The 12462-nt window shown below is 67.2% G+C and carries 10 protein-coding genes, 1 other RNA gene and 1 pseudogene; 1 reads left to right on the plus strand and 11 read right to left on the minus strand.

Going from position 1 to position 12462, the window contains the following annotated elements; all coding sequences use genetic code 11:
- Positions 1-8 precede the first annotated feature (8 nt).
- Entirely contained in the window at positions 9-287 is a 279-nt protein-coding gene (locus tag XarjCFBP7645_RS18195) for a YbeD family protein (RefSeq protein ID WP_053054248.1), read from the minus strand.
- 276 nt (positions 288-563) lie between these two features.
- On the opposite strand from XarjCFBP7645_RS18195, the gene XarjCFBP7645_RS18200 reads away from it, so the two are divergent.
- On the plus strand, positions 564-1625 hold the full coding sequence (locus tag XarjCFBP7645_RS18200) for a lipid A deacylase LpxR family protein (protein WP_053054247.1): 1062 nt from the start codon (positions 564-566) through the stop codon (positions 1623-1625).
- A 151-nt stretch (positions 1626-1776) separates the two neighbouring features.
- On the opposite strand, the gene XarjCFBP7645_RS18205 is transcribed toward XarjCFBP7645_RS18200, so the two are convergent.
- The 10 genes and pseudogenes from XarjCFBP7645_RS18205 to XarjCFBP7645_RS18250 form a co-directional block, all read right to left on the minus strand.
- Positions 1777-2982, minus strand: a complete 1206-nt coding sequence (locus tag XarjCFBP7645_RS18205) for a D-alanyl-D-alanine carboxypeptidase family protein (protein WP_016900824.1) — start codon at positions 2980-2982, stop codon at positions 1777-1779.
- Between the two features lie 259 nt (positions 2983-3241).
- On the minus strand, positions 3242-4657 hold the full coding sequence (locus XarjCFBP7645_RS18210) for a septal ring lytic transglycosylase RlpA family protein (protein WP_104538585.1): 1416 nt from the start codon (positions 4655-4657) through the stop codon (positions 3242-3244).
- Complete coding sequence (mltB, locus tag XarjCFBP7645_RS18215) at positions 4654-5793, minus strand: lytic murein transglycosylase B (protein ID WP_104538586.1); 1140 nt, start codon at positions 5791-5793, stop codon at positions 4654-4656. The genes XarjCFBP7645_RS18210 and mltB overlap by 4 nt, the downstream gene beginning before the upstream one ends.
- A gap of 223 nt (positions 5794-6016) precedes the next feature.
- Positions 6017-6264: pseudogene (locus tag XarjCFBP7645_RS21995) on the minus strand (hypothetical protein); the annotation flags it as partial.
- Entirely contained in the window at positions 6261-7379 is a 1119-nt protein-coding gene (gene rodA / locus XarjCFBP7645_RS18225; RefSeq protein ID WP_104538587.1) for a rod shape-determining protein RodA, read from the minus strand. The gene rodA and the pseudogene XarjCFBP7645_RS21995, both read right to left, overlap by 4 nt.
- A complete protein-coding gene (gene mrdA / locus XarjCFBP7645_RS18230; protein WP_104538588.1) occupies positions 7376-9436 on the minus strand; it encodes a penicillin-binding protein 2 in 2061 nt (686 codons plus the stop codon). Before mrdA ends, rodA begins: the two co-directional genes overlap by 4 nt.
- Positions 9437-9439: 3 nt before the next feature.
- The gene (mreD, locus tag XarjCFBP7645_RS18235; RefSeq protein WP_104538589.1) at positions 9440-9925 is read right to left on the minus strand and encodes a rod shape-determining protein MreD; all 486 of its coding nucleotides are present in this window, start codon (positions 9923-9925) and stop codon (positions 9440-9442) included.
- On the minus strand, positions 9922-11019 hold the full coding sequence (mreC, locus tag XarjCFBP7645_RS18240; protein ID WP_104538590.1) for a rod shape-determining protein MreC: 1098 nt from the start codon (positions 11017-11019) through the stop codon (positions 9922-9924). Before mreC ends, mreD begins: the two co-directional genes overlap by 4 nt.
- A gap of 80 nt (positions 11020-11099) precedes the next feature.
- A non-coding RNA gene (locus XarjCFBP7645_RS18245) (sX9 sRNA) lies at positions 11100-11175 on the minus strand.
- Between the two features lie 160 nt (positions 11176-11335).
- Positions 11336-12382, minus strand: a complete 1047-nt coding sequence (locus XarjCFBP7645_RS18250; RefSeq protein WP_006452025.1) for a rod shape-determining protein — start codon at positions 12380-12382, stop codon at positions 11336-11338.
- Positions 12383-12462 lie beyond the last annotated feature (80 nt).

Below are 12462 nucleotides of genomic sequence, written 5' to 3' on the forward strand. Positions count from 1 at the left end.
CTGGACCGCTACAGCGTCCACTTCACTTCCGGATGATCGCGCAGCGCCTGATGCGCAGCGTCGAACTGCGCGCGGCTCTCGGCGCGGAAGCCGATCTTGACCGAAACATACTTGCCGCTGGACGAATGCTTCCAACTGATGCTTTCCTCCACCAGCTCCACACCGGTGGCGGCGAGCAGGCGCGGAAGTTCGCTTTCCAGCCCGCGCTCGGCCGCGCCCATGGCGCTGAGCTCGAAGGTACCGGGAAACTGGAAGCCGTGATCGGGGTTGTCGGTGCTGATTTCCATCCGCCCATTATCGGGACGATGGCGGACAAACCCAAGCCCGCACCGGTCGAACGGATGAGCGCGTCGCGGCCAGGGAGCCGGGCGGTCAGCCCGCACCGGTCAGCAAGAATCGGCCATGACAGTCCCGGACCAAACACAGCTACGTGCCGGTGATGGCTCTTCACGCGAACACGCCAGCAGAAAATACGTTCCGCTGCTGCACACGTTCACGCGGCGCAGCAGCGGCCGCAGGCACCTTTGCTGAACATCGTCCTCTCTTACCCTCCCAGGCCATCCATGCTACGACCGCGCGCGTTGTCCGCTGCCCTGCTGTTCTCTCTTTCCGGGTTGTCGATGCCGGCCCTGGCTGCCGACCAGTGCGACTCCAGCACAATGCGGCGGACGCCGCCGGCGGTGAACTTCCGGGTGGATAACGACCTGTTCGGCGGGGAGGATCAGGATCAGGGCTATTCCAACGGCGCGGTGCTGACGCTGGTGTCGCCAAATCTGGTCGACTACACCGACGACCCCTGTCTGCCGCGCACCGCGCGCTGGGTCAACGGCTATCTGGAGCGTCTGCATCCGGGCGAGTTCGACCAGCAGAACATGGTGTTTTCGATCGGCCAGGCGATTTTCACTCCCACCGATCCCACCCGCCGCGATGTGATCCCGGACGATCGTCCGTATGCGGGCATCCTGCTGGCGAGCTTCGGTTACAACGCACGCAACGATGCGCATCTGCGCACCACGCAGCTGCAGGTCGGCGTGGTCGGCCCGTGGGCATTTGCGCAGGAAGCGCAGGACGCGATCCACGATGCGTTGGGCGATGAGAAATTCCAGGGCTGGGACAACCAGCTGCACAACGAGCCGCTGATCAACCTGGTGCACGAGCGCATGCGCCGCTGGCCGGGCGATGCGGCGGTCAATGCGGACGGCTTGGGCTGGGATTTCATTTCGCATTGGGGAGGCGCGGTCGGCAACATGGCCACGCATCTGAACGCCGGCGGCGAGGTGCGCTTCGGCTGGAAGCTGCCGGACGACTTCGGCAGCACCCCGACCCGCCCGGCCGGCGAGAACACCGCCCCCAGCCGGCTCGGACGTGCCAGCGGCTGGTCGGGCCATCTGTTCGTGACCACCGATGCACGCTGGGTACTGCGCGACATCACCCTGGACGGCAACACCTTTCGCAACAGCCACAGCGTGGACAAGCGCCCGTTCGTGGGCGACGTCGGCTACGGCCTGGCGGTGATGTACGGCCGCTGGAAGTTTGCCATCGCCCGCTACCACCGTACCCGCGAATTCGACACCCAGCGCGAAACCCCGGTGTATGGCAGTTTCACGATCAGTCGGATGCTTTGAGGGCTGGGATTGGGGAGTCGGGATTGGGGATTCGCAAGAGCGGGCTGCTGGTGCTTCGCTCCTGCTCTCGCCTTTGCCAATCCCGAATCTCCAATCCCCAATCCCCAATCCCGCAAAGAAAAAGCCGGCTTTCGCCGGCTTTTTCTTTGTATCACTCCGATTCCCACCACATCCAGAACGCATCCCAGAGGCGCTTGAAGAAGCCGCCCTCTTCGACTGCGTTGATGGCGACCAGCGGGGCCTGGGCGATGATCTTGCCGTCCAGGCTGACCTTGACGGTGCCGATCTGCTGGCCCTGCTTGATCGGGGCCTGCAGGTTCTTGGCCACTTCCATACTGGGCTTGAGGTCGTTGTAGCGGCCGCGCTGCAGGCTGACCAGCAATGGCTGGGCCACGCCGAGCTGCACTTCGTCCTGCTGGCCCTTCCAGACCTTCTGCTTGGTCACGACCTTGCCGGGCGCGTACAGGCTGTGGGTTTCGAAGAAGCGGAAGCCCCAGTTGAGCAGGGCCAGGCTGTCGTCGGCACGCTGGCGCTCGGACGAATCGCCCATCACCACCGCCACCAGGCGCTGGTCGCCGCGCTTGGCCGAGCTCAACAGGCAGTAGCCGGCCTCGGAGGTGTGGCCGGTCTTGATGCCGTCCACCGCCGGGTCGCGCCACAACAGCAGGTTGCGGTTGTTCTGCTTGATGCTGCCGACCTGGAATTCCTTGATCTTGTTGTAGGCATAGGTCTCCGGGTAATCGCGCACCATCGCGCGGCCCAGCATGGCCAGGTCGTAGGCGGTGGAGTGGTGGCCTTCAGCGCTGAGACCGTGCGCGTTGACGAAGTAGGAGTCCTTCATGCCGATCTTGGCGGCGTAGCTGTTCATCAGCGAAGCGAAGGCTTCTTCGCTGCCGGCGACATGCTCGGCCAGCGCGATCGCGGCATCGTTGCCGGACTGGATCGCCATGCCCTTTTCCATGTCTTCCAGACGCGCGGTCTGGTTGACCGGAAAGCCGCTGTAGCTGCCGTCGGTGCCGGCACCACCCTCGCGCCAGGCGCGCTCGCTCATCATGACCTGGTCGTCGCGCTTGACCTTGCCATTCTTGATTTCGGCAGCGACCACATAGGACGTCATCACCTTGGTGATGCTGGCCGGGGCCAGCTGCTGGTGGATGTTTTCACCGGCCAGCACCTGCCCGGTGGCGTAATCCATCAGGATCCAGGACTTGGACACGGCCGGCGCGGGTGCGGGCGGAACCGGGACGGCGGCCGGCGCAGCGGCAACGGCAGGCGTCGGCTGCGGCGCAGGGGTCTGCGCGCAGACCAGGCCAAAGGCAAACGTGGCCACCGCGGCGGCGGCGAAGCGGAATTTCATTGAAGAACGACTCCTGACGGGCCCGAAGGCTGGGTGATGCGAAATTGTAAGGCGCCACGGCGATCAGGGCGACGCGCGCGATGCTGTGCGCGCCTGCGCAGTTCAGCGATGGCGGCAGGCGGCGTGCCGAACGTGGCTGACGGAATGGGCGATCGAGCAAGCTGCATGGGGCGCATCGTGATCGCGGCTGCCCGACGCTAGCTGTCGATAGCGAGCGCTGGGCTACCCACCGACGCCTTGGCTGCCGGATCGATCGTGGCTAGTTGGCGACGATCTGCGGCCGCCCGAAGCCCAGGCCGGCGATGCGCTGCGCGATTTCCGAGGCATTGGCGTGATCGCGCGCATTGACGCGCAGCCGCCACAAGGTGCGACCGCCGCTGACGATGTCGCTGACGCTGGCACCGGCGATCCCGGCCGAGGCAAGCTGCGACAGCGCGCGGTTGGCGTTTTCGCGGCTGGCGAAACTGGCCACCTGCAACAGGATGTCGCCCAGTGCCGCCTCGGCCACGCTCGGCGCCTTGACCGGTGCCGGCTCGCTCCTGAGCGGACGTGCCGGCGCGCTGTCGGCGGGCTTGATCGCCGCCACCGCGACCGGGGCGGCTGGCGCGACCGCGACAGGGGCAGCCGAGGCAGGCCGCGGCGCGGCGGCAGCCGGCTTGCCGGTGGCCACGCGCACGCCTTGCGACTTCATCCAGGCATCGAAGTTGTCGGCATTGCCGGGCTGGCGCGAATCGGCCACGCGGTAGCGCCAACGCTCACCCGCGGGAACCGCCGCGGCTCCCGCACTGCCTGCCACCGCGGCGGCCACTGGCGCGGCGGCGCTGGCAGCCACTGTGCGCGGGGCGGCGGCCGGCACGGTGCGGGTGGGCAGACGCTGCACCAACCCATCGATCTGGCTGGCGCTGGCGGCCGGCCGCACGGCGGCCACCGCGGTGCTGGCCGGTACGCTGCCGCTGCGGCGCTTGGCGAGCAGATTGCCGTTGTCGGCTTCGGTCAGGCCACGTACTTCGACGTTGCCGGTGCCCTTGCCGGTGATGCCCAGTTTGACCGCAGCGGCGTAGCTCAGATCGATCACGCGACCATCGTGGAACGGACCGCGGTCGTTGACGCGCACCACCACCGAGTCGCCGGTATCGGTGTTGGTCACCAGGGCGAAGCTGGGCAACGGCAAGGTCTTGTGGGCGGCGGTGAAGGCGTACATGTCATAGACCTCCTTGTTGGAGGTCAGCCGGCCGTGGAATTTACTGCCGTAATACGAGGCGGTGCCGCGTTCGACATAGTCGCCGGGGCTGTCCATCACCACGTAGCGCTTGCCCAGTACCTCATACGGCGAACGGTTGCCCACCGCCGAGTGCGGCTCGTTGGTGACCAGCGGTTCGGGGATGCAGGCCACATTGGGCACGTGGTCCGGCGTGGTGTCCTTGACGCCCGGCTTGTACAGGCCGCCGGCGGTGTAGTCGCCGCGCGTGGACGGATCTTCCTTGGCGGCCGCGTACGGCGAGGTCGAGGGGCAACCGGTGGCGACATACGCCGGCCCCTTGCCGTCGACCTTGACGCCCTTGATCGCGCCGCTGCCGCCGGTGCCGGCGGTTTTCTTCGGTGCACTGCTACAGGCCGCCAGGCCGAGCATCAGCGCCATCGGGATCAGCCACTTGGGGCCTGTCGTGCTGTTCATGCCGGGGGTAACTCCTTGCCGGCGATGGCCTCGGACAGCTGGAACACGGCCATCGCGTACATCTTGGAAATGTTGTAACGGGTGATCGCGTAGAAATTCTGGAAGCCCAGCCAGTACTGCTTGCCGTTGGCATCGTCCAGGGTGATCGGCGTGGCGGTGCTGCCGGCCACCACCGGCGCATTAGGGTGATAGCCGCGCGCGGACAGGTCGGCCAGCGTGTACACCGGCGACCAGTCGGTGGGATTGAATTCCTCGTGACCGACGGCCAGCGTGGCCGGCACTGCGACCTGGCCACCGCGCACCCAACCGCCCTTCTTGACGAAGTAGTTGGCGACCGAGGCGAACACGTCGTTGTGGTCGGTGAACAAGTTGCGCTTGCCGTCGGCATCGCCGTCGACGGCGAACTGGCGGTAGCTGGACGGCATGAACTGGCCCATGCCCATCGCGCCGGCATAGCTGCCGATCAGCGTGGTGACATCCAGCTGCTCCTCCTTGCCGAGCGCGAACAGCTGGCCGAGCTCATCGCGGAAGAACAGCTCGCGACGCACTTCGCGTTCGAGCTTGGCCGGGTCGCCGCTGCGCGGGTAGCGGAACGCCAGCGTGTACAGCGCGTCCAGCACGCGGTACTTGCCGGCATTGCTGCCATAACTGGTCTCCACCCCGATGATGGCCACGATCACCTGCGCCGGCACGCCGGTGGCCGCTTCGACCCTGCTCAGTTCGGCGCGATGTTCGGCCAGGAACTTGCGGCCGCCATCAATCCGCGCCTGGGTGATGAACATCGGGCGGTATTCGTTCCACGGTTTGACCCGCTCGGCCGGGCGCGACATCGCGGTGACAATGGCGTCCTTGAATTGCGCCTGCGCCAGCACCGCTTCGATCCGTGCGGCGTCGATGCCGTACTTGGCGGCGGTGTCGCGCACGAAGTTGGCGCGGGCGATCTCGAACGGCACCGGTGTCAGGTCCACCGGCGGCAGCGCGGGCGCTTCGGCGGCGGCACTGACGGGCGCGACCGCGGCGCTCGGCGGCTTGGCCGGGGGCGCGCTGGCGGCCGGCGGCGGGGTCGGAGGGCTGGGCTGGGTCGCGCAGGCGACAAGGCCGAGGGTGAGCAGGCAGGTCAGAATGCGTCGAATCATCGGCCGAGGGTAACAGAGAACAGATGAACTTCTGGCAATAAGATCATGAAACGAAAGAGCTTTAGCTTGCCGCTTTGCGCCACAAGGGATTTGGGAGTGGGGATGGGGGATTGGTTTGGTGCTGCGCGGGAATGGGGAATGGGGAATGGGGAATGGGGAATGGGAGTTCGGGGTGCGGGGTGGTGCGCGTGTGCCGATCGCGGGCTGTCTGGTGCACCGGGCCATGAACGTACGCCGCATTGATCAGATTGACGTTGTAGAGGGTGAACGTGCTGGCGTTCTGCGTCTTGATCAAATCCTGGCTGTTGTGCACCTGGCCGTGCAGGTCACGTCCCGATCGACGACCCGGGTGACGCCGGTGGGAACCGTCGGCGGGCCGCTGAGCAACGCGTTGCCGGTGCCGGCCCTGAGCAGCGCGCTGCCGTCCTTGCCGGTGCATGTCGCGGTTGGCTGCCGAACGCGCCGGCTCAGTACCCGTGCACCGGACGGTGCGCCTTGACCGCCATCACCAGGCCCAGCCCGGCCAGCAGCGATACCGCCGAGGTACCGCCGTAACTCATCAGCGGCATCGGCACGCCCACCACCGGCAGCAGGCCGGAAATCATGCCGCCGTTGACCAGCACGTAGACGAAGAAAGCCAGGCCGGTGGCGCCGGCGACCAGGCGCGAGTAGGTGTCGCGTGCCTGCGCGGCGATCCACAGACAGCGCGCGATCACGATCAGGTACAGGCTGAGCACGGTCGCCACGCCGATCCAGCCGAACTCTTCGCTGAGCACCGAGAACGCAAAGTCGGTGGTCTGTTCGGGAATGAAGTTCAGATGCGACTGCGAACCCAGTCCCCAGCCCTTGCCGTCCAAGCCGCCGGAACCGATCGCGATCTTGGACTGGATGATGTTCCAGCCGGCGCCCAGCGCATCGTTTTCCGGGTTGAGGAACATCATGATGCGATCCTTCTGGTACGGCCGCAGCAGCCAGAACCAGGCCACCGGCGCGGCCGCCGAGACGCCGCCCACGCCCACCGCCACCCACCACCACGGCAGGCCGGCCAGCAGCAGCACGAACACGCCGCTGGCGGCGATCAGCACGCCGGTGCCGAAATCCGGCTGCAGCATGATCAGGGCGGTAGGCACGCCGATGATCACGCCGGTCACCAGCACGATGGGAATGCGCGGCGGCAGCGGCATGCGGTGCAGATACCAGGCCGCCATCATCGGCAGGCTGATCTTGAGCAGTTCGGCCGGCTGCAGGTAGAACAGCTTCAGGTCCAGCCACTGGCGGCCGTATTTGCCGGTGCCCAGGGCGAACACCGCCAGCAGCGGCAGCATCGACAAGCCGTACACCCACGGCGTCCACGCACGCAGGCGCAACACCGACATGCGCGAAATGCCCCACATCGCGGCCAGGCCGATGACGAAGCGCACGGCTTGCGCCATCACCAGATGATCGCCGTTGGCGGCGCCGCCCGCGCTCTTGAGCACCGACAGCCCGATCACCATCAGCGCACCCAGCGCCAGGCACAGCATCCAGTCCAGGCTACGCGTAAAGCGCGCGACCATGTCCAGCAGCCAGCGCAGGATGTCACTCAATGGTCGGTCTCCTGGACCGCATCGGGCACATCGGGCACCACCGGCTGCGCGGGCGTGTTGGGGTCCAGCGCCACCGCGGCCTGGCCGATCACCACCTGCAGCTCGTCCAGCGTTGCTGCGGCCGCATCGCCGGCCTGGCGTGCATCGGTGGCGCCGGCTTCGAACTGGTTGACGCCCACGGCGGTCATGCCGAGTTCGCTGTCCAGCGGCTCCAGCCCGGCGGGCAGCTTGCCGAGCAACCAGGCATCGAAGATCTTGCGCGCGATCGGCGCTGCAGAACTGGTACCGAAACCACCGCCCTCCACCGCCACCGCCACTGCAATGACCGGGTTGTCGGCCGGCGCAAAGCCGACGAACAGGCCACGGTGACGCAGATGCATCGGCAGGCTGCGCGGGTCCACCGCGGCCACGCCCTTGCGGCTGACTACCTGCGCGGTGCCGGTCTTGCCGGCCATCTGATAGGGCGCGCCCGGCGTGATCGCATAGCCGGTGCCGCCGGGGCGCATGGTGTCCATCATGCCCTCGCGCACCACCTGCAGATGCGCCGCGCTGGGGCTGATCGGCTTGCCCGGCGGCTGGATCATCGGCTGCCAGGGATGATCGAAGCCGGTGCGCTGCTCCAGCACCAGATGCGGGCGCAGCAGCAGCCCGCTGGCGATCGCCGACACCCCACGCACCAGTTGCAGCGGGGTCACCTTCCAGTCGCCCTGGCCGATGGCGATGTTGACGGTGTCGCCGGGATACCAGCGTTCCTTGCGGGTCTTGTACTTGTAGGCCGGCGACGGCAGGATGCCGCCGATTTCGCCAAGCAGGTCCACCCCGGTCGGCTGGCCGAAGCCGTAATCGCCCAGGTAACGGTCGAAGCGCTCGATGCCCATGTCCACCGCCAGCCGGTAGTAATAGGTATTGACCGACTGGGCGATCGACTTGCGCAGATCGGTCCAGCCATGGCCGCCGCGGTGCGAGTCGCCCCAGCCGCGGCTGACCCCGGGTAGGTAGAACATACCGGTGGACAGCACCCGGTCTTCCGGTCGGCGCAGGCCGCTGTCCAGGCCGGCCAGCGCGATCAGCGGCTTGAGCGTGGAGCCCGGCGCCACGCCGCCAAGCACCAGCCGGTTGAACTGCGGCCGCGACGGGTTGTCGTTGAGCATGCGGAAATCGGTATGCGAGATGCCGTTGACGAACAGGTTGGGGTCGTAGCTGGGCAGGCTGACCATGCCCAGGATCTCGCCGGTGCGCGGGTCCATCGCGATCGCAGCGCCTTCGTGCTCGCCGAACGCGGCAACCATCGCGCGCTGCAGGTCGGCATCCACCGACAGCCGCAGGTCCGCACCCGACTGCGGCGCAACCCGGCCGACGGTGCGGATCGCCCGCCCCTGCACGTTGGTTTCGACCTGCTCGTAACCGACCTGGCCGCGTAGGTCCTGTTCGTAATAGCGCTCCAGCCCGGACTTGCCCATGTGGGTGAGCGCGGCATTGCCCTCGCCCAGCACCGCCAGGTCTTTCTCGTCGATGCGGCCGACGTAGCCGATGATGTGCGCGAACAGCGGCCCGTACGGGTAGCGCCGGGTCAGATACGGCTCCAGCTCCACCCCGGGAAAGCGCCAGCGCTCCACCGCGAAACGCGCCATTTCCTCATCGCTCATGCGCAGCTTGAGCGTGACCGGCAGAAAGCTGCGACGCGCGCGCCGCTCGCGATTGAAGCGCTCCAGATCCTCCGGCGCGATCGGGATCACCTTGCCCAGCGCGGCCAGCATGGCGTCCATGTCGGCAACCTTGTCCGGGGTCACGTCCAGGCGGAAGGCCGGCACGTTCTCGGCCAGCAGCCGACCGGTGCGGTCGTAGATCATGCCGCGCCCGGGCACCACCGGCTTGGGCTTGATGCGGTTGGCTTCCGAGCGCGTGGCGTAGACCTCGTGGTCGAGCACCTGCAGCTTGAAGTACCAGCCGCCCAGGCCGACCAGGCAGATCACCACCATCACAAAGCCCAGCACCGCACGCCGGCGGAACTGCTCGGCCTCCGCATGCGGGTTCTTGGGGTGACGGCGCCCGTGCATGGCTTACTTCTTGCTCCGCTTGCCCAGCCGCACCGCATCCAGCAACACGAACAGCGGCGGCCACAGCGCCATGCCCAGCAGCGGCGCCCACCAGTAACTCCACGGCAGGGTCGGCTCGCCCACGGCCAGATGCACGGCCGAGGAGACGATGCGGTCGTTGAGCAGCAGCCCGCCGATCGCCAGCGCCTGCTGCGAGACCGGGAAGAAGCGCATCCGCGCGCGGAAGCGCTGCAGGATGAAGGTCATGATCACCAGCCGCAACGCCTGCTCGCCGAGCAGCCCGCCATACAGCAGGTCGGCCAGCACCCCGGCCACGAACGCGATGCCCAGCCCGACCCGGTCCGGCTCCTCGATCACCCAGTACGCCAGCACCAGCGCCAGCCAGTACGGACGCAGCGGCTGCACCAGTTCCGGCAGCGGCAGCAGGCCCAGCACCAGCGCGATGACGATGCTCGCCGGCAGGATCCAGGTGTTGCGCATGCGGGTCATCGGTCCGTCTCCTGCGGAGCTGGACGGGAATTGGGAGTCGGGAATGGGGAATCGGTAGGCGCGGTGCTCTGCGGCGGTGCGGTGGCTGCGCCCTGGTTGTTTCGGGGACGGGAATTGGGAATAGGGAATCGGGAATTGGTAGGAGCGCCACCCTCCGGCGGTGCGGTTGCTGCGGCTTGCGGTGATGGCGTCGGCGCGGCGCCGTTGCCATTCCCAACTCCCGATTCCCGATTCCCGGCCCCAGGCACCACCCGCAGCGGCTTGCCCGCGCGCAGCAGCAGCACATCGCGGCCGCGATCGAGCTTGGCGGCCGGGGTCAGTTCGCCGACCAGGAAGGCGTGGGTGTCGTCCGGATGCAGTTCGGACACCTTGCCGACCGGGAAGCCGGCCGGGAAGCGGCCACCGAGGCCGGAGGTGACGATTTCGTCGCCCACCTGCACGCCGGCACTGAGCGGGATGTCGCGCAGCTCCAGCCGGTCGCCGCGGCCGTAAACGATCAAGCGCACGCCGTTGCGCGCCACGCTGACCGGCACCGCGTGGTCGGGGTCGGTCAGCAGCAGCACGGTCGAATGCAGCGGGGTCACTTCGATCACCTGGCCCATCAGGCCGCCGGCATCGATCACCGCCTGTCCCATCAGCACGCCATCGCGGCTGCCGGCGTCCAGCAGCAGGCGCTGACGGGTCGGGTCCAGGTCGATATCCAGGATCGGCGCCAGCTGCACGTCCAGGCCGCGGCGCTCGGCGACATTGAGCAGCTCGCGCAGCTGCGCATTGTCCAGCGCAGCGGTCTGTAGCCGGGTCAGGCGCGCGTTGGCCACCAGCAGCTGATTGCGCAGCGAGCGGGTTTCTTCCACCAGTTGCGCATGGGTGGCGGCGTTGTCGCGCACCTGCGAGCCGATCCGCCCCGGCAACCCGGCCACCGCCCAGATCGGCTGGATCAGCAGATTGGCCTGCAGGCGCATCTGGCTGAGCCACCCGCCCCGGCTATCGAGCGCGATCAGCACGACCGCCAGCACCAGATAGACCAGCAACCGCAGCGTGGAGGTGACTTCGCCCGGACGGGAGGCGACGGGAGGACCGGCGTAGGAGGGCACTGTCAGGGCCGGGATTGGGGAATCGGGAATGGGGAATCGGAGCGCGCTGTGATGCCCTTGGTGCGGCTGAGGCTAGAAGCGACTAACAAAACGTAGCGAGCAATGGTCAGGTGGGTGCGGGCGGCGCGCAGGAACCGGAGTGTACGGAGGGTGCATGAGGATTCCGAGCACAGGCCACGCCCGCCTGGCGGCTGTGCAGTAGTTTTGATGGCTGCTCTGGAACTCAAATCGGCGGGACCGCGTAGTAACCGCAACGGGCCGCAGGCAGGGCATGTTTTTACGATTCCCCAATCCCGATTCCCGATTCCCGTCCCCATCACTCCGGCGCGAAGAACTCGTTGCCGTGCATGTCCACCAGCTCCAGCGCACGACCGCCGCCGCGGGCCACGCAGGTCAGCGGGTCGTCGGCCACCTGCACGTGCAGGCCGGTTTCTTCGGAGATCAGGCGGTCCAGGTCGCGCAGCAGTGCGCCGCCGCCGGTGAGCACGATGCCGCGCTCGGCCACGTCGGCACACAGTTCCGGCGGGGTCTGCTCCAGCGCCAGCTTGACCGCGGAGATGATGCCCGACAGCGGCTCGTGCAATGCCTCGAGCACTTCGTTGGAGTTGATCTTGATCATCTTGGGCACGCCTTCGGCAAGATTGCGGCCGGAGATTTCCATCTCCTGCACCTCGTCCTGCGGGTAGGCACAGCCGATCTGCAGCTTGATGCGCTCGGCAGTGGCTTCGCCGATCAGCATGCCGTGGTTGCGACGCACGTAATTGGTGATCGACTCGTCGAAGCGGTCGCCGCCCACACGCACCGACTGCGAGTAGACGATGCCGTTGAGCGAGATGACCGCCACCTCGGTGGTGCCGCCGCCGATGTCGATGACCATCGAACCGCGCGCCTCGGTCACCGGCATGCCGGCACCGATCGCGGCGGCCATGGGCTCTTCGATCAGATACACATCGCGCGCACCGGCTTCTTCCGCCGATTCCTTGATGGCGCGGCGCTCGACCTGGGTGGAACCGGCCGGCACGCACACCAGCACGCGCGGGCTCGGGCGCAGGAAGCGCGACTTGTGCACCTTCTTGATGAAGTGCTTCAGCATTGCCTCGGTGTAGGTGAAGTCGGCGATGACGCCATCCTTCATCGGGCGGATCGTGGTGATGTGGCCCGGGGTGCGGCCGAGCATCTGCTTGGCCTCTGCGCCCACTGCCGCGACCGAACGGGTACCGCCGATTGCGCGGTCCTGACGCACCGCCACCACCGACGGTTCGTTCAGTACGATGCCCTGCCCGCGTACGTAGATCAGCGTATTGGCCGTGCCCAGGTCGATGGACAGGTCGTTGGAGAACATGCCGCGGAGTTTCTTGAACATCGAGGGAGCCGTTCCTGAAAGAGTCGCTTGCCCCGTCGCCAATGCAGAAACAACTGGTCGATACGCGGGCAGAAAACGAA

This window comes from Xanthomonas arboricola (genome assembly GCF_002940665.1).
GTDB classification, from domain to species: domain Bacteria; phylum Pseudomonadota; class Gammaproteobacteria; order Xanthomonadales; family Xanthomonadaceae; genus Xanthomonas; species Xanthomonas arboricola_B.

Excerpts from the sequence above, each read along its gene's own strand:
- XarjCFBP7645_RS18195 (WP_053054248.1), bottom strand. The coding sequence starts at position 287 with ATGGAAATCAGCACCGACAACCCCGATCACGGCTTCCAGTTTCCCGGT.
- XarjCFBP7645_RS18200 (WP_053054247.1), top strand. The coding sequence starts at position 564 with ATGCTACGACCGCGCGCGTTGTCCGCTGCCCTGCTGTTCTCTCTTTCC.
- XarjCFBP7645_RS18205 (WP_016900824.1), bottom strand. The coding sequence starts at position 2,982 with ATGAAATTCCGCTTCGCCGCCGCCGCGGTGGCCACGTTTGCCTTTGGC.
- XarjCFBP7645_RS18210 (WP_104538585.1), bottom strand. The coding sequence starts at position 4,657 with ATGAACAGCACGACAGGCCCCAAGTGGCTGATCCCGATGGCGCTGATG.
- mltB (WP_104538586.1), bottom strand. The coding sequence starts at position 5,793 with ATGATTCGACGCATTCTGACCTGCCTGCTCACCCTCGGCCTTGTCGCC.
- mrdA (WP_104538588.1), bottom strand. The coding sequence starts at position 9,436 with ATGCACGGGCGCCGTCACCCCAAGAACCCGCATGCGGAGGCCGAGCAG.
- mreD (WP_104538589.1), bottom strand. The coding sequence starts at position 9,925 with ATGACCCGCATGCGCAACACCTGGATCCTGCCGGCGAGCATCGTCATC.
- XarjCFBP7645_RS18250 (WP_006452025.1), bottom strand. The coding sequence starts at position 12,382 with ATGTTCAAGAAACTCCGCGGCATGTTCTCCAACGACCTGTCCATCGAC.